Source organism: Halobellus ordinarius, assembly GCF_031823395.1.
Taxonomy (GTDB): domain Archaea; phylum Halobacteriota; class Halobacteria; order Halobacteriales; family Haloferacaceae; genus Haloquadratum; species Haloquadratum ordinarius.
Genome location: NZ_JAVQKJ010000009.1, coordinates 175,117 through 197,351 on the forward strand (window position 1 = coordinate 175,117; position 22,235 = coordinate 197,351).

The 22,235-nt window shown below is 65.6% G+C and carries 15 protein-coding genes; 3 read left to right on the forward strand and 12 right to left on the reverse strand.

Annotation, left to right across the window (positions count from 1 at the left end; genetic code table 11):
- Nucleotides 1–278: 278 nt before the first annotated feature.
- The 3 genes from RJT48_RS14830 to RJT48_RS14840 are packed head-to-tail and all read right to left on the reverse strand — an operon-like array spanning nucleotide 279 to nucleotide 3,231.
- Nucleotides 279–1,364 (reverse strand): metal ABC transporter permease, encoded by a 1,086-nt coding sequence (locus RJT48_RS14830; protein WP_311173119.1) that lies wholly within the window; start codon nucleotides 1,362–1,364, stop codon nucleotides 279–281.
- Nucleotides 1,361–2,182, reverse strand: coding sequence for a metal ABC transporter ATP-binding protein (locus tag RJT48_RS14835; protein WP_311173121.1), 822 nt, complete (start codon nucleotides 2,180–2,182; stop codon nucleotides 1,361–1,363). The genes RJT48_RS14830 and RJT48_RS14835 overlap by 4 nt, the downstream gene beginning before the upstream one ends.
- Nucleotides 2,179–3,231 (reverse strand): metal ABC transporter substrate-binding protein, encoded by a 1,053-nt coding sequence (locus RJT48_RS14840; protein ID WP_345784754.1) that lies wholly within the window; start codon nucleotides 3,229–3,231, stop codon nucleotides 2,179–2,181. The genes RJT48_RS14835 and RJT48_RS14840 overlap by 4 nt, the downstream gene beginning before the upstream one ends.
- Nucleotides 3,232–3,346: 115 nt before the next feature.
- On the opposite strand from RJT48_RS14840, the gene RJT48_RS14845 reads away from it, so the two are divergent.
- Entirely contained in the window at nucleotides 3,347–3,487 is a 141-nt protein-coding gene (locus RJT48_RS14845) for a hypothetical protein (protein ID WP_311173123.1), read from the forward strand.
- Nucleotides 3,488–3,550: 63 nt separating this feature from the next.
- On the opposite strand, the gene RJT48_RS14850 is transcribed toward RJT48_RS14845, so the two are convergent.
- From RJT48_RS14850 to RJT48_RS14875, 6 genes are all read right to left on the reverse strand, one after another.
- On the reverse strand, nucleotides 3,551–3,880 hold the full coding sequence (locus RJT48_RS14850) for a carboxymuconolactone decarboxylase family protein (RefSeq protein WP_311173124.1): 330 nt from the start codon (nucleotides 3,878–3,880) through the stop codon (nucleotides 3,551–3,553).
- A gap of 398 nt (nucleotides 3,881–4,278) precedes the next feature.
- Nucleotides 4,279–6,636, reverse strand: a complete 2,358-nt coding sequence (gene mutL / locus RJT48_RS14855) for a DNA mismatch repair endonuclease MutL (protein ID WP_425604720.1) — start codon at nucleotides 6,634–6,636, stop codon at nucleotides 4,279–4,281.
- Complete coding sequence (locus tag RJT48_RS14860) at nucleotides 6,633–7,067, reverse strand: NUDIX hydrolase (RefSeq protein ID WP_311173125.1); 435 nt, start codon at nucleotides 7,065–7,067, stop codon at nucleotides 6,633–6,635. Before RJT48_RS14860 ends, mutL begins: the two co-directional genes overlap by 4 nt.
- Before the next feature lie 167 nt (nucleotides 7,068–7,234).
- The gene (locus RJT48_RS14865; protein WP_311173126.1) at nucleotides 7,235–7,975 is read right to left on the reverse strand and encodes a zinc ribbon domain-containing protein; all 741 of its coding nucleotides are present in this window, start codon (nucleotides 7,973–7,975) and stop codon (nucleotides 7,235–7,237) included.
- Between the two features lie 89 nt (nucleotides 7,976–8,064).
- Nucleotides 8,065–9,492, reverse strand: coding sequence for a PGF-pre-PGF domain-containing protein (locus RJT48_RS14870; protein WP_311173127.1), 1,428 nt, complete (start codon nucleotides 9,490–9,492; stop codon nucleotides 8,065–8,067).
- Nucleotides 9,485–14,617, reverse strand: a complete 5,133-nt coding sequence (locus RJT48_RS14875) for an alpha-2-macroglobulin family protein (protein WP_311173128.1) — start codon at nucleotides 14,615–14,617, stop codon at nucleotides 9,485–9,487. Before RJT48_RS14875 ends, RJT48_RS14870 begins: the two co-directional genes overlap by 8 nt.
- 356 nt (nucleotides 14,618–14,973) lie before the next feature.
- On the opposite strand from RJT48_RS14875, the gene RJT48_RS14880 reads away from it, so the two are divergent.
- Nucleotides 14,974–15,774, forward strand: coding sequence for a helix-turn-helix transcriptional regulator (locus RJT48_RS14880; RefSeq protein ID WP_311173129.1), 801 nt, complete (start codon nucleotides 14,974–14,976; stop codon nucleotides 15,772–15,774).
- Here the strand turns inward: RJT48_RS14880 and mutS are convergent.
- Nucleotides 15,771–18,617 (reverse strand): DNA mismatch repair protein MutS, encoded by a 2,847-nt coding sequence (gene mutS / locus RJT48_RS14885; protein ID WP_311173130.1) that lies wholly within the window; start codon nucleotides 18,615–18,617, stop codon nucleotides 15,771–15,773. The two genes, RJT48_RS14880 and mutS, sit on opposite strands and share 4 nt — an antisense overlap.
- Nucleotides 18,618–18,838: 221 nt before the next feature.
- Nucleotides 18,839–20,512 carry an NADH-quinone oxidoreductase subunit D gene (locus tag RJT48_RS14890; RefSeq protein ID WP_311173131.1) on the reverse strand — a complete coding sequence of 558 codons (1,674 nt, stop codon included), beginning with the start codon at nucleotides 20,510–20,512 and terminating at the stop codon, nucleotides 18,839–18,841.
- Between the two features lie 85 nt (nucleotides 20,513–20,597).
- Between RJT48_RS14890 and RJT48_RS14895 the strand changes: the two genes are divergently transcribed.
- On the forward strand, nucleotides 20,598–21,278 hold the full coding sequence (locus RJT48_RS14895; RefSeq protein WP_311173132.1) for a helix-turn-helix domain-containing protein: 681 nt from the start codon (nucleotides 20,598–20,600) through the stop codon (nucleotides 21,276–21,278).
- A 91-nt stretch (nucleotides 21,279–21,369) separates the two neighbouring features.
- Here the strand turns inward: RJT48_RS14895 and ubaA are convergent, their stop codons facing one another.
- Nucleotides 21,370–22,182, reverse strand: a complete 813-nt coding sequence (gene ubaA / locus RJT48_RS14900) for an SAMP-activating enzyme E1 (RefSeq protein ID WP_311173133.1) — start codon at nucleotides 22,180–22,182, stop codon at nucleotides 21,370–21,372.
- Nucleotides 22,183–22,235 lie beyond the last annotated feature (53 nt).

The following is a 22,235-nucleotide window of genomic DNA, read 5'->3' on the forward strand; positions in this document are numbered from 1 at the left end:
TGCCAGTCTTCGCTCGTATGATCGCACGATTGCGTGGGGCCGGATGAGCAATCAGTTACTGCGAGTTTGACTGTCAAGCGGACGCCAGCTTCCGAGAGGTACTCTTCTACGACCGGACGTAATAGACCGTTCGACAGAGCCAGCTGACCGCCCTTGTCGCTTCGGACGCGACCGTCGAGTAGCGAGTCGCCACCGTCGTAATGACTGTTGTAATTTTTCACCGGTGCTCGCCGTCCCCAGTACTGGCGGGCACCGAGAAGAGACGACGACAGTCAGTCTCAGTCCCCCTTCGGACTGCTTCCAGCATCTTCGTCTCCGGCCTCGATGCTCCCCATAGTCGGCATTTGCTGTTCCCCGCGGACGGACTGAACTTTGCCTAACACGACGGCGCAGACGTAGATCGCCACGGCAACGAGGACGATGGCCCCGCCGGCCGTAACGCCCCCGTAGTAGGCAACGCTGATGCCCAAAAGGACCGCGAGTTCCGCGAGGACGACCGAGACCACCAGCGATTCGGAGAAACTCCGGGACACCTGCGTGGCGCCCGCGACCGGAACCACGAGCATCGCCGCGACGAGGATGACCCCCATAATCTGCATCGCGCCGACGACGACAAGCGCCGTCAGCATCACCATCACCCGGTTGTACCAGTTGACGGGGATGCCGGAGACCGCAGCCGCCGTCTCGTCGAAGGTCACGTACAGGAGCTGGTTGCGCGTGACAGCTACCGTCCCGACGATGACGGCGAAAAGCACGAGGAGGATAGCCGCGCTCCGTGGCGACACCGTCGAGAGGTTGCCGAAGAGGAACTGGTTGACGCCGACGGCGAGCCCGCCCGCGTTGAGGCTGATGAGCGTCGTTCCCAGCGCGAACCCCGTCGACAGGACGATGGCCATCGAGACGTCGTTGTAGGCGTCTGTGACCTCCGAAATCAGTTCGATAAACAGCGCGGCGATCATCGCCACGACGACGGCGGTGAGGTACGGCGACACACCCAGGTCGATGACGGCGTTCAGGAACAGGCCGACGGCCACCCCCGCGAACGCGGTGTGAGCGAGCGCGTCTCCGATGAGCGCGAGCTGCCGGTGGACGAGGAACGTGCCGATGAGCGGCGCCATCACGCCGACGCAGAGCCCGACAAGTACCGCCCGGTGCATAAACCGATAGCGCGGGTTCAGCATCTCCAGGCCCGTGAAATAGTACACCCAGTCCATCAGCCAGTACCACTGCTCTAAGAACCACAGGAGGACGCCGAAGACGAGGTCGCTGAAAGCGCCCAGCACGCTCTGCAGCGGGAGTGCGACCGACGGATCCACGGTAGCGAGGAGGCTCGCCACCAGCGTGGCCGCCACTTCCCCGATCATCCGTCCTGCCCCGTGAGAAACTGCGTGTCGGCTCCGAACGCCCGGGCCAGCGCGTCGCTCTGGGTGAACTCGTCGGTCGGCCCGTCGAAGTAGACCTCGCGGTTCAGGCAGACGACACGGTCGGCGTGCTCGACGACCGCCCCGAGGTCGTGCTCGATGAGGAGGACGGTGATGCCCTCGGCGTTGAGCGCCGCCAGCAGATCGTAGAAGGCGTCGACCGACTCGGCGTCGACGCCGACCGTCGGCTCGTCCAAGACGAGCAGGTCGGCTTCGCTTGCCAGCGCTCGCGCGATGAACGCACGCTGGCGTTGCCCCCCCGAGAGTTGTGTGATGCGCCGGTCGGCGAACGCACTCATCCCGACGGTCGCGAGCGCGTCCTCGACGATAGTCCAGTCCTCGCTCGACAGTCGACCGAATCCGACGTGCGCGTATCGTCCCATCTTAACGACCTCGCGGACGGTGATGGGCATCTCCTTTGCGGTACTGGCCCCCTGAGCGACGTATCCGATCCGTTCGCCGTCGTCGAAGCGGTCGGCGCGCTCGCCGAACAGGGAGGCTGTCCCCGCGTCGGGCTCGAGCAGGCCCAACATCACCTGCATCAGCGTCGACTTCCCGGAGCCGTTCGGCCCCACGACGGCGACGTACTCTCCCGGATGGATGGCCAGCGAGATGTCTTCGATCACGGGTGTCGCCGTGTACCCGAAGGTGACGCCTGCGAGATCGATGACTGACTCGCTCGCCGTGGCGCCTGGGTCAGTCTCGGTCGTCGCCCGGCCTGTGCTCGCTGCCGTCGGTGGGTCGGCGTCCTGTCTGCTCATATCGCTTCAAAGTTCCGCCACTGCTCGACCCAGCCCTCCCGCGGGGCTGCATCCTCGGGTGTCTCGTTGCCGAGGACGATCTCGAACGTGGGCATATTGATGTTGTACGCTATCTCCTTGTACCCCCAGTTCTCCTCGACCCACTCCTCACGGACGCCGGCGTACGGTGTCACGGGGAAGTACGCCTCCACGGCCGTCTCGCGGACGAGCTGCTGGGCCGGACGCTGGGACTCGAAGATGCCGTTGGCGATGTATCTGATGTCGTTTTCACGGATTACTTCCGCCGCTTCCCGGATGTCGGCGGGCTTGACGTCGTTGCTCGCTGCCAGGTTCGTCACCAGCGGCCGCATCCGCACGCCGTAGCGCACCCCGATATACTGGAACGCGTTGTGGGCGGCCAGTTGGACGATGTCGCGCTCAGCCCGCTCGAAGATGGCCTGGTAATCCGCGTCGATGCGGTCGAGCACGTCGGCCTTGTACGTCTCGGCGTTCTCCCGGACGGTATCGGCGTACTCCGGGACGATCTCGGCGAATCCCTCGGCGATGTTGTCGACGGACTGCTTCGCGCGTTGGGGATCTAACCAGAAGTGCGGATCCTTCCCGCGCCCGTCCCCGACGCCCTCCTCTTCGCGGTCGAGAGACGCGGCGAGGTCCACCAAGTCGATGTCTTTCCGCACGTTGATGAGCGCCGTGTCGATGTCGTCGCCTTTGATCGTCTGGATGGCCCGATCGGCCCAGGGCTGGAAATTCTCCCCGACGTGGACGAACGCGTCCGCCTCGATGATGCGCTGGGTGATCTCGGCGTTGGGCTCCCACCCGTGGCCGTGCAGCCCCGTCGGAACGAGGTTCTCCACCGTCAGCGGGGTATCCTCGGCGACCTGCCGCCCGAAGTCGAAGAAGCTGAAAAAGGAGGCCACGGCGACGGGCCCGTCGCTTCCGTCGCCACCGACACTCGCTGCCTCTCCCGGTGCGCTCGGCAGTGCAGTGCACCCAGCCAATCCCACTAACGCCGCTGCACCGCCGGCGCGTAGTGCGTCCCGACGCGTCACCGCTCGGCCGTCGTATATCTCGCGTTTCATAGTTAGTCACTAAATAATAAATTAGACTACTCTAATCTTTAGTTTTGCACAAGAACATATATACATTTGCATACAGGAAACGGAGGTGGCACGGGTGCGCGACGATCGGTTCGCCCGATTCGCCGGGTTCCCGGATCGCCGGAACGAGTGGGATCCGTCCCAGCAACGGGAGGTCGTACGCGTCGGCGAGGCGCTCGATTCTCACGGAAGCAATCGGGCTGTGTGACGGTCTCAGGTGGCGTTCACACGCCCCAAGTCGCGGAAAATCGGCCGCAACCGACAGAATCAGTCAGTCCGCCAGGTCGTCGATCCACGTCAACGCCGCGACTGCCTTCGGGAAACCTATCGTCGGGGCCGCAAGAATCGCGACGTGACGGAGCGTTTCGGGGTCGACACCTTCGTCCAGCCCCCGGCGGACGTGCGAGTGAACGGCGCCCTCCGACTGGGAGCCGACGGCGAGTGCCAGCTTCACGAGTCGCTTCGTTTCGCCGTCGATCGGTCCGGCCTCCGCACAGGCCTTCCCGAGTTCGGAGTAGGCGTCCCACGCTTCCGGGTACGATTCGGCGACTTCGCTCGCGGTCGCCGGCAGTTCGCTCGGATCATCCACTTCGTCAGTCATACTGTGGACTCTCGGCCACTACTACAAGAGGAGACGTGTGGATTCCACGGAATCGGGAAGGGCCGAGAGATACATATCCACCGTCCGAAGGGAGCGATCGTCGCCGAGTGACGTTTCATACTGACCACTCTCGTCGCTTCCCGCCGAGCGCCATCCCCGCTGACGGCGCTCGGGGGTACAAAGTGAGAGTAACAGTATCAGCGGCGGATCGCGCCGCGGACCCCAACCCCAGGCCTCACTCGGGATCGTCGATTTTCTTCGGTCCTGTCGCAGCGAGTTCGACCAATCGGCCCATACCGGATCTCGGGGAGGAACGAATCAAACGAACCGGGATTGTCCTCGCCGGCGGCTACTGCACGAGATTCGGCGAGCGCGAAAAGGCACTATGACAGTCTGTATCAGTGCCCGGGATAATCCCGCTCGAAGCGGTCGTCGATCTCCGCGGAATCGATGTGGATCAGTACGGGCCGACCGTGCGGACACGACCACGGATTCTCACAGTCGTCGAGCGCCGAGAGCAGGTCGACGACCGACCCTTCAGTCAGGGACGTGTTCCCGGTAATAGAGGGATGACAGGCCATATCGGACAGCAGTTCGTCGGCGATCGAATCGACAGTTCGATCGGCATCCGTTCCGTCGGCGACCAGATCCACCAGCACGTCGCGGACCACTTCCGGTCCCGCCGCTTCGGCCAGCAGTGCGGGAACGGTCGACACCGCGATGGTCCGGTCGCCGATCCGGTCGGCGTGGAATCCCAGCCGGGCCAAGGCCTCTCTGAAATCATCGAACGCCGCCGCTTCGCGGGCCGTCAGTTCGACCTCGACCGGTTCCGCTAACTCCTGGGCGGTCGTGTCGCCGCCGAATCGGTCCCGGAGACGCTCGTAATTCACCCGTTCGTCGGCAGCGTGCTGATCGACGAGGACGAGCCCGTCGTCGGCTTCAGCGACGATGTAGGTGTCGTGCAACTGACCCAGTACACGGAGGTCGGGGAGATTCTCGTATCGTGTCTCCGGCGTCGCATCGTCGCCCGTAAGCGTCGTCTGAGTGTTCGGGTCGGTGACTGTCGACGACTGCGACCGGTGCTGACCCGACGGTCTGGCCTTCGCGTCCCGATCCGGACTGTCTGTATCCGGGAATTCGGTGACGTCCGCATCCGGTGTGTCCGTATCCGAGATATCAGCGACGTCCGCATCTGATGTGTCCGCGTTCGGCTCTCCGGCGTTCGATACATCGGACGCCAGTTCGGATCGTGTCTCCGACTGCGACGCTGGACCTGCGGACGTGGACTCGGTTTCCGGTTCCGCCGACGCAGAGCGGGACGTTGACGACGGCGACCGAACCGAGTCGGAGGGCTGTACCGACCACGTATCCGGATCAGTCACCGTTTCTCCCGTCGAATCGTCGGTCGACAACTCGGGGACTTCCTCCGGCGCCTGATCTGTGGTCTCGTCGGCCGACAACTCGGGGGCATCTTCCGACCCTCGATCGGTGGTATCCTGGGTTTCCGACGCAGTCGAATCGTCGGGCGTTAGTTCCACTGTGTCGTCGGGTGCGACCGGATCAATTGGCGTTTCGTCGGGGGCGCTCCGGCCGCGGGGCGCCGACGACCGGAGAATGCCTTCCTCCCGGAGCGCGTCTTCGATAGCGGTACGGACTGCGTCTTTTACCGCCTCCGGTTCGTTGTATCTCACCTCCATCTTCCGGGGGTGGACGTTCACGTCGACGGAGTCGGCGGGAACGTCGACGAAAAGCACGGCGAAAGGATACCGATCGCCGGCCAACTGGCCGCCGTAGGCGTCGAGAACCGCCTCCCGGAGGACGCTCGACGTGACGTACCGCCCGTTGACGAACGTCGAGAGGTACTCGCGGGTGCTCCGGGTCGTCTCGGGGTGACTGACGAGTCCGCTCACCGATTCGACCGGCCCGTCGCCGTCCGCCGTTGCGGCCCTCGCTGCGGAGTCGCCGGCCGTCGATCCGCCCGCTGGATCCGACTCCGCCGACGTCTCTGGCTCGGCATCCACGCGGATCATCGACTCCGCCACCTCGCGGCCGTAGACCGCGAGCACCGCCGACTGACGGCTCCCGCGGCCCTCGGTTGCGAACACTTCCCGGTCGTCGTGCTCTAAGGAGATCGCGACGTCGGGGTTCGCGAGCGCGTAGTGGGTGACGACCGTGTTGATGTGGTCGAACTCCGTGGCGGTCGTCTTCAGGAACTTCCGGCGGGCGGGCGTATTATAAAAGAGGTCCGCCACTTCGACGACGGTCCCCTCGGGACAGCCTGCGGGCCCGACGTCCGTGACTTCGCCGCCCTCTACCCGGAGTTCGGTTCCGGCACCGTCGCCGCCGCGCGGTTTTGTGCGGACGGTCAGCCGCGAGACTGCGCCGATGGTGTGCAGCGCCTCCCCGCGGAAGCCGAGCGTCCCGACCCCCGCTTCGAGGTCGTCGATGTCGTCGATCTTGCTCGTGGTGTGCTCTTCGACGGCGCGCTCGACCGACTCGCGGTCCATCCCGCGGCCGTCGTCGCGGACCCGGATCCCCTCGGTGCCGCCCGCCTCGACCGCGACGGAGATCCGGTCCGCGCCGGCGTCGAGGCTGTTCTCGACGAGTTCCTTCACGACCGAGGCGGGCCGCTCGACGACCTCCCCGGCGGCGATCTGTCTGACGGTCCGATCGTCGAGTTCCCGGATCGTCGGCGGGTCGTCGGCCGCGCCCGCCGATCCGGTCGCTTCCGATCCGCCCTCGTCCTCTCCGCTCACGGGCCGTACACCTCCGTCGCGATCGAAACTGCCCGCTCCTGGACGTCGCTCAGACGGCCGACGGCGTCCTCGGGCGACAGCCACGCGTGGTCGGTGTGTTCGTGGCTGAGACTGACCGGGCAGCCGTCGTCGTCCGCTCCGGTTGCGGCGCCGTCGGTTATCTCACACCAGTAGTAGACCGCGAACCGCCCCCGGCCGTCGTCGTTCCGCCACGACACCGCGTGGATCGGCCGCCCCACGTCGATGTCGAGCCCCGTCTCCTCGCGGATCTCCCGGTGGACGCCCTCGTGGGCGTCCTCGTGGGGGGAGAGACGCCCACCCGGCAGTTCCCACCCGCCGTCGCTGGTCCGCTTGACAACGAGCACGTCCGCCGAGGGCGAAAACAACACCCCGCGGAGGCTGACCGTCGCTTCGAGGTGTTCCTCCGTCACGCTCGCACCCTCCGGTGGGAGACGCCGACCTGTCGCCCCCGAGTGACCGTTCGGGCGAGAACGCGGCGCGATCGCTCCTCTCTCCTCATTTGCTATCTACTCCCTCGTTTCTCACGCCTTAATCGTTACCGGTCGAACCGGCTCTTCCTCACGGCGACTGCCGCCGATCACAACTGGGTCCCGCACTCGTGACAGAAGTTCACCGTCTCGGCGTCCGGGAGGTCGGCGCCGCAACTCGGGCAGTCCGACGGTTCCGGCGATTCGGGGTATATCTCGGTCGGTCTCCCTCCTTCGTCCGGATCGTCGTAGATTCTTGTCGGCTCTCCGGCGTCGTCCGCGTCCGTGAACACGTCCGTCTCCGAGTCCGTCTTCCCCGAGTTCGCCATCTCCCCTTCGGGATACACGTCCGTGCCGGAGCCGGTGTCGTCGTCGGATTCAGAAGCCCCCGCGGCTGTGACGTTCGAGGAGATATCGATGGTTTCCGAGGAGATATCGATGTCGTCCCTGGAGATATTGACGCCGTTCGAGGAGATACCGATGTCGTCCGTGGAGATGTCGACGTTCGCCGTCGACTCGACCGAGATGTTCGTTCCGTCCGACTCTGCGCGGGTCGTCGCCTCCGCCTCCGAAATCGGCTCCCGGACGACGTCCGCGTTGGTGCCGGTCCGCGTGACGGACGCGTCGATCTCGGGAGCGATCGTTGCCGTTCCGTTCGTCCCCGACAGCGAGAGATCGACCGACCCGCGCCCGTCGATGGCGATTTCGACGTTCGTCCCTCCGGCGTCGATCGACACCGACTGACCGGCCGGGACGGTGCACGTGACGTCCGCGTTGGTGCCGGAGACGACGAGATCCTCCGTCAACACGCCGACATCGTGGTCGGCGTTCGTTCCGCTGACCCGGATCATGCAACCGGGTTTGTTGTCAGGTGATTAAAACGCTGACTCTGAAGAGTTTCTACCGGACCGGTGACCGAAAGCCGACGGCGGCGCGGTCGTTACTTTCGCCGCACGGCGACGAGTGCTGCGCCAAGAACGGCGACAATCGCGACACCGAGGCCGAACCCGGGCGTTCCGGTTTCAGTGGTCGACGCCGACGTCTGGCCCGAATCTGCTGTCGCAGCGGTGTCGTCCTCCGACGTCGCGGTATCCGTCATCGTCGTCTCGGCGGCCGTCTGTGTCGCCGTCGTTTCGTCGTCCGCTTCGGTCACTGCGAAAAGCGAGAACCCGGGCGTCTCGGCTTCGAGCTCTACGACGTCGCCGCCGGTCTCGACGGGGGTCGTTTCCAGTTCCGTCCAGGTGTCCGCCCCGGCGTCGTACCGTTCGATCACCACCTGCTCGGGCGACGTCTCGATCTCGTCGGCATCGACGCTGACCCGGATCGTCGCCGGTTCGTCTCTGAGATCCTCTGGGACGGTAATCTCGACTGTGGTGCGGACCCTCCCGTTCGGCGGGTTCACGTCCGTCGGAACGGTGTCCGCTTCCTGCACCTCGACCGAACCGGTACCGGCGACGTCGTCGTTCGCAAAGCTGAGTTCCCTGACCGATCCCTCCTCGAACTGCACCTGGACGCCGGCACGATCCGGATCGGCGTCGACGAGGTCGCGAGTCTCCTGATTACGGATTGCGTCTGCCGGGAGTAGGCGGTCGCTGGTCGGCATCGTCGTGGAGACATCATCTCCGCTCGATCCGCTCCCGCTCCCGCTACCGCCGCCACCGCCATCAGACGTCACTTCGATCGTCTCCGACTCGTTCAACGTCTGTCCGTTGTCGCCGGTCACCGTGATATCGACCGTCTGATCACCGTCGCTGTTCTCCCCGGTGAGCGTGTACTCCGTCGAGTCGATACTGCCGCCGTCGACCGAACCGCTGGCGGAGGAGGTATCCACCGAGAGCCCGCCTCCTGGCGACACCGACACGTCGTAGTCCGCCGAGACGTCGCCGGTGTTGTGGACCACGACGGTCAGCCCACTCGAACTGTCTTCCTCGACCGAGTTTTGATCGACACTCGTCGAGAGCGTCAGGCTAGCGGGACTGAGGACGTCGATCCCCGACTGGGTCTGATCGTCGAGGGTCTGCCCGTCGCTGGTCCGGTCTGCGGTGACGGTGACGCTGATGTCGCTGTCGTACTCGCCCGGCGCGTCGGCGGTACACGAGAAGGTGGCGGTGCCGTCACCGTTGGTCAAGGTCACGTCCTGAGTTCCCGTGGGCGTACAAGACAGCCCGTCGGGAAGCGAGAGGGTCGCCTCGACGTTCTCGACGTCCGACCCGCTGATACCCACTTCGAGGTCGAACTCGTCGCCCTGTGTGACGCTGCTGGGCAGCGATACCTCGTCGATGCTCAGTTCGGCGGCTGCGACCGGCGTCGCTGCGACGCTCAGGAGAACGACCGCGGCGAGAACGGCCGCGAAGATTCGCTTACGCATCGTCGCTCACCTCGATTATTTGGCTATCGACGTCGGTGGCGTTCGGCCCGTCGAGGCGGACCAGGTAGGTCCCCTCGGGACGCTCCGCGGTGAAGGTTCCGTAGTAGACGTCACCGCTCTGCTGGTTCAGGGCGACGGTCCGCGTGCCGTTCGCACTGATGATCGTCGCACTCATCTCCGCGCTGTCGGTTCGGATCGAGATCCTCTCCGTCGTGTCGAAGGTAGTGGCGTTGGTCCGCAGGTCGGGACCGACTCGGAGCACCGGATCGTCTTCCGTCCCGTCGACGTTCCGCACGACGACTTCCGAGCCGACGCCCGGGACGTCGAGTTCGATGACGTACGTGCCCGGCGACGAGAGCGTGACGTTCGATGTCGTTCCGTTGTCCTTGTCGATGCTCAGGTCACGCTCGGCGACGACCGAACCCGTGCCCGGCGAGTACACCGAAAGCGTCGCGGAGCTGTTGACGGTCGCGTTCGCCGTCGTCTCGAACTCCGTGCCCGCGGTGAGTTCTTCGGGCACCGTCAGTGACGCGTTCTCGGAGGCGTTGCGGACCTGGATGATCGTCGAGTCGATATTGATCGAACTTCCGCTGCGGACGCCGACGTCGATCGTCTGAGTACCGGTGAGTTCCGAGTCTTCGGGCAGCGTCACGTTGACGTCGTAGGGACCGGTCCCGGTCTCGTTGAACGGCTCGAACTTCTCGCCGCCGCCGGGGAGTTTCAGGCGGACGACGCCCTCGACGTCGGAGACGTTGTTGCCGGTCGTCCGGTTGGTCACGTCTACGGTGAGGTTGACGGTCTCACCGACCGCGTAGGCTGGTTCCTCGGACTCGACGTCGACGTTGATCCGGGTGAGCAACAGGCCGTCGGAGGCCGTGATTCCCCGGTTCGGCAGCCGAACCTGCAGTCCGTACTCCCCGGCGGTGAGGTCGCTCGGGACCGTCGGCTCTATTGTCGCGCTGCCGCCAGCATCGGTCGTCGTCCTGCCGATTTCGCGCTCGACCGAGTCGCTGACCAGCACGAACTCGACCGGCTCGTTACGCAGTGGTGAGCCGCCCTGAGAGACGGTCGCGCTGAACGTGCCGTTGTCGCCGGGCGTGTAGATCCGGTCTTCTGCGTTCGCCTCGAGTTCGATAGCGCTGGAACCGCTCACTTCGACGGCTCCAGTCGCCCTGTCGAATCCGTTGGGAGTCCGGACGTTCACGCCCAGCGGGTACGTCCCGCTGGCGTTCGACGGGACGGAGAAGGTGACGCTTGCGGTTCCGGACGAGATGTCACCTTCGCCGAGCCGGATCAGTTCGCCGTCGACGAACACGACGGCCTCGATCCCGCCGTCGTTGATCTGGTTTCCGGCTGCGTCCGTCACGTTGACATAGACCGTTTCCTCCTCGCTCGCGTTGACGGTGTAGGTGTCGACCTGATCCCCGTTACTATCGACCAGCGTGGCGTTCACGTCGCTCACGCGGACCGGCTGATACGCCTTTTGTCCCTTCGCAGCGGCGACGACCACGTGTGAGCCGGTCGCGTCGCTGCCGGTCGCAAGCGTCGCTGTCGCGACCCCATCGCTGTTTGTGGTGACACTGCTGTCGTTCCCGTCGACCTGGATGAGCCGGTCACCGACCTGGTTCAGCGTGAGCGTCACCGGCTGGTTCTCGACGACGCTCCCGTTCGGATACCTGGCCACGGCCGTAACGTTGACCGACTCGCCGCCCGGCTGATAGGAGAACTGGTCGGTCTCAACCGACAGCGAGAGTGAGGCGACCTGCACCCCGGTAGTATCTTGTGCGGTCTCTCCTTGGTTGTTCGTCACCTCGATCAACACGCCGTTCGGCCCTGGCTCCAGGACGCTCGAATCGATCTCGACTCGGAAGTACTCGCCCGCATCGGTCACCGTGTAGTTGCTGTCTGCGACGTTGTTTTCGTCACCTCTGAGCGCCGCGACGGTCACGTTGCTCGTGTCGACGTTCGTTCCGGGCGGCACGAGCACGTTGATCGTGGCGTTGTCTTCCGGCTGAATTCGCGGCTGGGCGGCCGAGGCTCTGGTATCGAACGCCCTGACTTCGATCGGGGCGCCGCTGTCCAGTTGCGTCACCTCGCCGTCCTGCTGGACCGTCGCGGTCACCTGGACAAACGTGGTCCCCGACCACTCGCCGTCGGCGACCGTCGCCGGATCGAGCACGAGCGTCGCTTCGCCGTCGCTCGCGTTCGTCACCGACGAGTTCGACGTGCCGGAGACGGTCGTCTCCACGGTCGCGCCGCCGATTGGATTGCCGTCTGCATCCTCGACCGTCGCCGTCACTTCGACGGGATCCGTCGGCCGGTAGACGGACTGATTCACGTCCACGTCGACGCTCGCGCGTGCCACGCGGAACCACGTCGTCGCGTAGCCCTGCTGGCTGTTGTTCCGCTCGACGAGGACGCTCATCCGGTACTGCCCGACGTTCGTGGGCGCGGCAATCTGGGCCGAACCGTACCCGTTCTTGACGCGCTCGCCGCCTGCTTCGCTGACCGTCGTCTCGTTGATCTTGTTGCCGGCCTGATCGTAAATCGCGACCGAGATGTTCTCCGCGGTGGCGTTGAGTCCCTCCGGCGGGTCCGCGGTCAGGTTGAACGCCCTGATATCCGGCTGGATCGTCTCCTCCGGCGAGATGACCCGCTGGTTCGGCCGGACGTCGACGGCGAAGTCCGAGACTTCGATGCCGTCGCGGACCGTCGTGTTGTACGTCCGGGTCCCGTTCTCGTGGGTGATCGTGATATCGACGACGTACAGCCCCGACTCCAGTCCCAGGTCCGCGGGATTGAGCGTGCTCGTGTTGAACGACTCACCGGCCGCGTTGTACGTGAGCGTCTGCTCGTCGGTGGCGACGGTGCCGTTGAGGTGTTTGAACTGGATTGCGACGCTCACGTTGCTGTCGTCCAACAACTCCTCTGTCGCGGGATCAGCGACCCAGAACCCGATGGAGTTGTCCTTCGATCGGCGGAAGGGGCGTTCAGTCCGTTCGGGGTCGACCTCGAAGAAGAAGTCACGGCCGCTGTCGAGTGCGACCTGCGTCGTGTTGTTTGCGGTCACGGTGTGGTTGCTCGTGTCACGGACCGTCGTCCGATCCTGGAACTGCTCGGACGGCCGCAGTTCGACTGTGTAGTTGCCCGGCGGGACCGGGAGATCGAGAGTTTGTGCGCCCCCCCCGGCGGCGAACGGCTGGACGCTCCCGGGACCGAGGTAGGTGGTCACGTTGCCGGTCGAGGCGTTGCGGACCACCAGCACGTTCCTGAAGTAGAAGCCGCCCTGGCCGACGTCGAGATTTCTCGACCGGCCTGTCTGATCGACGATGCTTTCGTACTGTGTGAGTTCGATCGACAGCGTTCCGTTCGTCTCGAGTTCGCACCCCGAATCCGTCGTTCGCCCCTGCGACACGTCGATCTGTGCGGCGCAGACGTGCGTGACCTTGTCCGTCGACTGATCTAACCCCCAGACGTTGTAGCCGACGTCCGACTGTGGTCCGGTTGTCGGCGAGGGGAGCCGAACCAGCGCCTGCGTCGGCTGGCTGGGGCCCAACTGGAAGGTGGAGAATGACTCGGTCAGCGCTGTCCGCGTTCGCTCGCCGGTGCTGTCGGTCGTCCTGCTCAGACTCGGAATCCCGACCGGAGCGGGCACGTTGCCCCCGGAGGCGTTCGTGACGCTGATATCGACTTCCCCTCCTTGCTTGAGTTCGAGTGTCGGGACCACGGTCTGGGTCTCGTGGACGGCGTACCCGTTCCCGTCGTTGTTCTCCGTGGTGGGGAAATACTCGATGGTCCCGCCGCTCGTCTCGTTGCTCACGATCCGGAATTGGTATCTGAAGTTCGTCGTATCGGTCTCCGGGAGCCGCATCGAGAACGTTCCGTTCTCGTCGGTCGTGCTGCTGTTGAACGTCTGCAGCATCGGAGAGGGATCGTTCAGCCGCTCGGCGGCGACGACCGCGTTCGGGACGGGTTCGCCCGAATCGTTCAGAACCTGGCCCGTCACGGTCGACGTCGGAAGCGGCTGATTGCTCTCCGAGATCAGGAAGACCTGTCGGGTGATCCCCTTCGTGGGAATCGTGGTGTACCGCCGCTTCGTTTCGCTCTGCGTCTCGTTGACGAACGTTATCTTGTAAGGCGTCTTCGGCGAGAGGAACGCCGGCTGCTGCGGCGAGACGACCCGCTCCCACCGGTAGACAACTGCCCCGCTCGTCCGGTTCGTGATCCGCACCTCGTCGGCGAACGACGACGGACCGCCGGAGGGAGTGAACGTCTCGGCGAAGTACGGAGCGGTCGACCGATTGATCCGCAGCGTCGTTGTCTCGTTGACCGCCAGCGCCGTCTGTGCCGTTCCGTTCGCCGTCTGGAGTCGGAACGCCTGGGCGGACAGCGAGGTCGGAAGCGGCTGGGGTGATTCCCCCCGCGTCCTGCCGGCCGAGTAGACGGTCGGATCGACATCGTCCGGAGCCACGCAGGCGTCACCGCTTACGACACCCCCGCAGTGGAGGCTCTGTGCGCCCCCGGAGGTGAACGCGGCGCCGCGCAGGGTCGCCGACGAACTGTTGTACAGGAGCATCGGCGCGGGGTCGGACAGCTGGCTGCCCGTCGCGTTCTGCAGCGTCACCTGGTACGCGTTGGCGGTCAGCACCGACCGGTTCGCCGCATCGGCGCTTGCGTAGCTGGTCCCGTACGCCGAGACATTCAACTCAAGGAGATTCGGGCTGTGCGGCGCCGAGTCGTTCAGCACGAACCGGACCATTCCGTGGTCTCCGTCGCTCTGGTTGAACCCGCTGCCACCATACGGAGATCCGTCGTCGAACTCCGCGGAGACGACTCCGTTGCCGAGAGTCAGCGGTCCGACTTCGTCAGTCTCGTTCTCGTATCGAAACTGCAGCGTGTCGACCGTCTCGTTGCTTTTCGCCTGGACGACGACCACGAGGGAGCCACTCTCATTCTGGTACGCGTCGACGATCTCGACACGATCACCGCTCTCCTGTGCGGCCGCTTCGCCCGGAACGAGGCCGACGAACAGGAGTGCGAGTACCAGCGCGGCCAGCAGTAGCAATACCCTGTGGCTTCGACCTGCGGCGGCCGTCCCCGACGCCCGAGCGCGCCCACGGGTCACGGTTGTCCACCTCCCAAATATGTCGGCAGCAGCGGGTTACCCGTCCGTCGATCACACTGTCGATCGCCCCCCTGACCGATTCCTGAACCCCACATATCGGGGAGGTTCATATGGATCCTAATAATGCTACTTTCCGGGAACGTTTCACCCCGTGATCACTGTGCACGGCGTGCACACTCTCTGTGCGCTGGATATTCTACAAAAAGTCAACGAAAGACAACTTTCGGATATGTGTCGGTAGCGGCGATTATTCGACAGCTGCTTCTTCAAGCGGCGGAACTGTATCCCTAATCTGGGTCACGTTTTCGTTCTCCGACAGATTAAGTATGATCGATGGAATATCCTGCGGACGAGTAATGAGTGGAAACGACGGTCCCCTCGAAAAGGTCCGGTTTCTCGCCGGGGCGACATCCCGCGTTCGCGTTATGGAGTACCTCGCCGGATTGGGGCCGGCCGATCAGCCGGAACTCCGGGCGAACGTGGCGGGATCGCGAACCACAATCTCGCGGGCCCTCCGTTCGCTTGAGGATGAGGGGTGGGTCGCAACCGAGGACAACACCTACCGGCTGACCCACACGGGCAGTGTCATCGCCGACGAGTTCGCCGATCTGCTCGCGACGATCCGACGGACCGAGGAACTCTCGGAGTTCCTGCGGTGGTTTCCAACCGACTCCGACGCGCCCGACTTCCTGCGGGCACGCGACGTCGACGTGACCGCCTCCACCGACGCCAACCCGTACGCCCCGGCGAAGCAACAGGCCGCGATACTCAACACCGCCGAAGAGCTCCGCATTCTGCTTCCCTCGGTGGATCCGGATTCGACCGAGACGCTCACCGAACAGGTCACGAACCGAGGGCTCCGGGTCGAGACGGTGATCTCTCCGGAACTCGAACCAGTCTTTGAGTCCGACGAACTCGCGCCGCTTATCGCGGAGATGGTCGACACCGAGCGGTCCGATATCCTCGTTTCATCCGACCCGCTCCCGTTCTATCTGGGGCTCGCGGACGACGGGCTGGTACAGATCGGTGTCGAGGACGACGAGGGTTTCCCCCGCGCGCTGCTGGAAACGACCGACGGGGACGTCAGAGCCTGGGCCGAGGACACCTACCGGACGTACCGCGAAAACGCCCGGGACAAGCCCTTCGCGGAGTTCTAGCCCTCGTCCTCGCCGAGTTCCTCCTGCCACTCCAGCACTTTCCCCATCAGCTCTACGGGTGGCGTCTCGTCGACGTCGACGGAGCGAAGCTCGTCGAGAACCGACTCGGTGGCCGGATCCGTTTGCGGCTCGCCACCTGACTCCTCCGGTCCCAGTGATTGCTCGGCCGCCCCGCCTCGACTCGTTTCTCCCCCGTCTGCGCTCGCCTCCGCCCGGAATTCCCCGGAGTCGACGTCGAAGACGACCTGGTGGGTGTCGTCGCCGCCGCTTGCGCCTCCGCTGCCACGGATGTCGATCGCCTCGTCCCCCCGGAGTTTCCGGAGGACCTCCCGCGCCCGGGAGACCACCGGATCCGGCACGCCGGCCAGTTCGGCGACGTGGACGCCGTAGGAGCGATCCGCCGGCCCGTCCCGCACCGTCCGCAGGAACGTGACCTCATCGCCGGACTCGTCGACGGCGACGTGGACGTTCTCGACGCCGTCGATGTGCTCTGCGAGCGTCGTGAGTTCGTGGTAGTGGGTGGCAAAGAGGACCTTCGGCGACGGCGTGGCCGCCTGCGCCGAGGAGAGATATTCGGTGGCGGCCCAGGCGATAGAGATCCCGTCGTAGGTCGCGGTCCCGCGCCCGACCTCGTCGAGGACGACGAGCGACTCCGAGGTCGCCGAATGGAGGATATTCGACAGTTCCTGCATCTCGACCATGAACGTCGAGCGGCCCTGCGCGAGTTCGTCGAGCGCGCCGACGCGCGTGTAGATCCCGTCGACGATGCCGATCGTCGCCGATCGCGCCGGGACGAAACTCCCGATCTGTGCGAGCAGCGTGATCAGTGCGGCCTGCCGCATATACGTCGATTTCCCGCTCATATTCGGCCCGGTGACGATCAGGAAGTCGCGATCGGCGCCCGAGGAGCCGCCGCCGACGTCGTCCGGCGCGCCCGCTCCCGGCTGTTCCCCGCTGTCGTCCGGTGCGCTTGGCGCCGTATGCTCCCCGCTGCCATCGACACCGCCCATCCGCAGGTCGTTCGGGACGAACTCGGTGGTCCGCTCGACGACGGGATGCCGGCCGGCCTCGATCCGGAGCGGTCCCGGTTCGGTCAGTTCGGGGCGCGTCCAGTCGTTGCCGGCGGCGTGGGTCGCAAGCGACGCCAGCGCGTCCACCTCTGCGAGCGCTCGGCCGACGTCCTGCAGGAGCCCCGCGTGGGCCCCCACCCGGTCCCGGAGGTCGCAGAACAGGTCGTACTCCAGGTCGCCGCGGGCGTCTTCGAGTCGGAGGATCTCCCGTTCGCGCTCCTCCAGTTCGTCGGTGACGAACCGCTTTGAGTTCTTCAGCGTCTTGATCTCCCGGTAGTGGGCGGGTACCTCGTCGGCGACGGACTTGCCGACCTGGATATAGTAGCCGTCGGTCTTGTTCCGGTCGACCGTGACGTGGCTGAGGCCGTGCTGCCGCGTCTCCCGCTCGGCGAGCGTGTCGATCCACTCACTGGCGTCCGCGTGGCGCTCCAGCAGGTCGTCGAGTTCGTCGTCGTAGCCGCGGCGGAACAACCCGCCCTGCGTGACCGTCTTCGGCGGGTCGTCGGCCAGCGCGCTTTCGAGCTCCTCGCGGAGCTCCGCTGCGGCCGTCCGGTCGGGCCGATCGACGACGGCCGAAAGCGGCGAGTCCGCGAGCGCCGACTCCTCGATCGCGTCGGCGACGTCCGGAAGAATCGCCAGTGTCTCGCGGATCGCGAGCAGGTCCGTCGCGTCGGCGCTCCCCGAGGCGGCACGCGCAGCCAGGCGTTCGAGGTCGTAGCCGCCGTCGAGCGCCTCCCGGACGCGTTCGCGGGCGAGCGCCCCGGCGGCGAGCGCCTCGACGCAGTCGAGCCGGCGGGTCAATTCCCCCCGATCGCGGCGCGGACGAGTCACCCACTCCCGCAGCAGTCGGCCGCCCGGACTCGTTACCGTGTGATCGATCGTGTCGACGAGCGTCCCGTCGCGGCCGCCTTGCATCGTCTCCGTGAGTTCGAGGTTGCGCTGCGTCGTCGCGTCGAGTTCGAGGTGCTCGCTCGTCTCGAAGGCCCGCAGCCGCGTCATCGACGGCAACACGCCCGCGCCCGTCTCCTCGACGTACCGGAGGACGGCGCCGGCGGCCCGGATCGCCGGCTCGGTGTCGAGGCCGACGCTGTCGAGCGTCTCGTCGCCGAACTGCTTTCGGAGGGCGTGTTTCGCCCGCCCGGGCGCGAAGGCGTCGGCCTCGAACAGCGACACGGTGCCGTCGGTCTCCTCTCGAAGCCGGCGGACGAGGTCGTCGTCGCCGCGGGCGTCCGGTCCGGGCAGGATCTCGACGGGATCGAAGCGGTAGAGTTCCGACAGCGCGTCGGCGGCCGTGTCGGCGACGGTGACGAGGAACTGCCCGGTCGTCGCGTCCGCGAACGCCAGTCCGATTCCGTCGGTCGCGGGCCCGCGTCCCGACGTTCCGTTCTCTTCACCGGGTTCGCCCACGACAGCGGCGATGTAGCGCGCGTCGGCGTCGTCGGTCTCCAAGAGCGTGCCGGGAGTGACGACCCGCGTCACCTCCCGGTAGTGGTCGCCGCCGTCGTCCTCGAACTGGTCGGCGACGGCGACCCGGTAGCCGCGCTCGACGAGCGCTTTCAGATACGGCGTGAGGTCGTCGACGGGAACGCCCGCCATCGGGTACGACGAGCCGTGGGAGGACTTCTGGGAGACCTTCAGATCGAGTTCCGAGGCGACCAGTTCCGCGTCGTCGGCGAAGAACTCGTAGAAGTCGCCGCACTGCATCGTCAGCACGTCCGCGTCGGTGTCGGATTTCAGAGAGAGAAACTCCTCGACGATCCCCTGAGAGGCCATACGCGTCCCACGGCAGCGGGCGGATAAAACGCTACGGTCCGCGGAGTCGGGGGCTCCTCCGCCGACGGCGGACGTTTATATACGACCGCGCGGCCAGGCGGCGTGTGACGTAGGGATTACCCCACACCGGGCAGCGGGTGCTCGGCACGTCGGTGTGGGCTGTTGCGGCCGTGCCGACTGTTCGCTTTATTCCACGCCGGAAGGATTGGCCTCGAAGCGGCCTACCGGTCGACCTCGCCCATAATCGTATCGAGACTGCCGAGCGTTGCGACCAGATCCGGGATGTACTCCCCGCGGACCATCTCGGGGAGGGCCTGCAGGTGTGAAAACGAGGGACCGCGGATCTTGAACCGCGCGGGGGTGTCGGTCCCGTCCGACCGGATGTAGATGCCGAGTTCGCCCTTCGCTGCCTCGACCGCTCGGTAGATCTCGGCGTCCGCCTCGGGCTTGATCGTCCGCGGGACGTTCGACTGGACCGTCCGCTCGTCGGCCGGCCACTCGGCGAGGAGGTCCGCGCACTGCTCGACGATGCGGGCGGACTGTTCGAGCTCCCGCAGGCGGACCAGCAGGCGGGCGAAGTTGTCGCCGTCGGGTTCGGTGACGACGTCCCACTCCAGGTTGTCGTAGTACCCGTAGGGATCGTCGCGGCGCAGGTCGTAATCGATGCCGGAACCGCGGGCGACCGGCCCGGTGCAGCCGTAGGCCTTCGCCGTCTCGGCCGGCAACACGCCGGTGTCGACAGTCCGGAGCTGGATGACCTCGTTGCCGGTGAGCAGGTCGTGGTACTCCGCCAGCCGCTCGGGGAGCCCCTCGACCAGCTCGTACACCGAATCGAGGAACTCCTCGCGCGGTTCCGGGAGGTCCCAGGCGACCCCGCCGAGTCGGAAGTAGTTGAACATCAGCCGCTGGCCGGTGAGGTCCTCGAGGACGTTCTGCACTCGCTCGCGGTCGCCGATCGCGTACATAAACGTCGCCGTGAAGTCCCCGATCACGTCGAGCGCGTAGGCGCCGACCGCGAGGAAGTGCGAGAGCATCCGCGAGAGCTCCGCTGCCATCGTCCGAATCACCTGTGCGTACTCCGGGACGTCGATGTCCGCGAGCGTCTCCGCCGTCCGGGCGTACGCCCACTCGTTCAACAGGCCGGCCCCACCCCAGTCCCAGCGGTCGGGATACGGCATAATCTGGTGCCGATACGTCTTCGATTGACACATCTGCTCCTCGCAGCGGTGGATGTAGCCGATGTCGGGGTCGACGTCGACGACCTGCTCGCCGTCGAGCGTGACCTGCAGGTGGAGAACGCCGTGCGTGGCGGGATGATGGGGGCCGATATTCAAAAGCAGCGTCTCGCCCGCTCGCTCGTCGTCTTCGATCGGATTGACGTGTTCGGTGTACGGGACAATCTGCGGACGCGTCTGGTCGTACTCTAAGGAGAGCGGATGCCCCTGCCACGTCTCCGGCAGCAACAGCCGACGGAGATCCGGATGGTCTTCGTACTCGATGCCGACCAGATCGTAGGCTTCGCGTTCGTGCCAGCCGGCAGTCGGGAACACTGGCGCACCGGACTGGCTCGCCGGATCATCCAGTGGTGTCGGAACGACCACGCTGAGTTCCGCCGTCGGGTCGTCGTACTGCTTCAGGTGGTAGATCGTCTCGTACCGGTCGGGATACTGCTGTGCGGTGACACACGAGAGGTGGTCGAACTCCGCCTCTGCACGGAGGTACTCCAGTACGTCCTGGACGTCGTCGGGGCGGACGACGACACCCGGTGCGTGGCGGTGGGCTTCCCGTCGCGTGTGGAACTGCTGGTCGAGGGCACCGATCGCGGCCTCGACGGTCGAGTGCTCGTGCCTCTCGGCTCGCTCCGGCGCCGTCGGCAGATCGTGGGAGGGCTGCATAGGTCCGTATTCGACGACTGGGTGACTGGATCCTTTGCCTCAGCTGTGAGGTGAATTTTTATTTGTCCGCCGAGCAGTGACGCCGATGCGGTCGATGCAACTCCGACTCGATCTGCCCGCGCCGTACGTCCATCCGATGCACGCCTTCGTCGCCGACACGCCCGGATTCCGCGCGACGCACCTGCGGCACTGGAATCCCGCTGTCGGCGAGCGGAACACGCTCGTGTTCTTCGTCGACGGCGATGATCCGGCAGTATACACCGATGCACTCGACGACCAGCCGTCGATCCTCGAATACGAGATCGCGACCGAGAAGAACCGACGCGGCTTCCATCTGGCCGTCACCGAGGACCAGCGGGCCACAGATGCCAGGCTGACAGGGGCGTTTCTCGGAACCGGCGTCGTCGTCGTGCCCCCAGTTGTCTACCGTGCGGATCGGCGTCTCGATCTCTCGCTCGTCGGTACCGGCGACGAACTGGAAACCGCCCTGGATTCGCTTCCGGGGGATATCGGCGTGACGGTCCAGCGGATCCGGCCGTACGACGGGCGACTCTCCGATCCGACCGCGACGCTGACCTCGCGGCAGCGTACGGCCCTCCGAATCGCGGTCGACGCAGGCTACTACGCCGATCCGCGCGCGGCGACGCTCGAAGCGGTCGCCGACGAACTCGGCTGTGCGGTCGGGACCGCGGCCGAACACCTCCGGAAAGCCGAGGCGGGGGTCCTCGGACGCGTCGTCGACTCGATTCCCGGCGGCCGAGGGTAAAACACCCGCCTCAACTGATTACTCTCGTCTCTTCCCGCAGAGCGCACCCCCGGCGACGGCGCTCAGCGGTAAACAGTGAGAGTAATCAGTATCAGTCCGCGCCGATCGCACACACCGCGCTGTACTCGACGTCGTCGATCGAGTCGATCGGGTCGTCGCCGCAGACCGGACACTCGGGGTTCTGCTGATACGGCACCGTCTCGAAGGTCAGATCCATCGCGTCGTAGAAGAGCAGCCGGCCCTCCAGCCTCTCGCCCGCGTCCAACACGAGTTTCACGGCCTCCGTCGCCTGAATGCAGCCCACTGTCCCCGGGAGGACGCCGAGAACGCCCGTGGTGGCACAGTCCGGGACCGTCCCCGGCTCTGGTGCTTCGGGGAAGAGACACCGGTAACACGGCCCGCCGGGCACGAGCGTCGTCAACTGCCCCTCGAACTTGTAGATCGAGCCGTGAGCGATCGGAATCTCCCGGAGCCGACAGAAGTCGTTCAGCAGATACCGGGTCGGGAAGTTGTCGGAGGCATCGACGACGACGTCGTGTCCCGGGACGACGTCGGCGACGTTCTCCTTCGACAGCCGCGTTTCGTAGGTCTCGACGCTCACGTCGGGGTTCAGATCCGCGACGAACTCCGCGGCGCTTTCGACCTTCGGCCGCCCGATGTCGCCGTCGCCGTGGACGATCTGCCGCTGGAGGTTGCTCCGCTCGACGACGTCGTCGTCGACGATTCCGAGCCTGCCGACGCCAGCGGCCGCGAGATACTGGATGACGGGCGAGCCCAACCCGCCGGCACCGACGACGAGGACAGCCGCGTCCAACAGTCGCTTTTGTCCCTCGGGGCCGACCTCGTCCATAATGATGTGTCTGGAGTACCGATCCAACTGCGTGGAGTCGAGTGAGAGTGACATACTCGTATTCTATCCCGGATCGGGATAACTTCACCTGCGGCGGCACCGTTTGT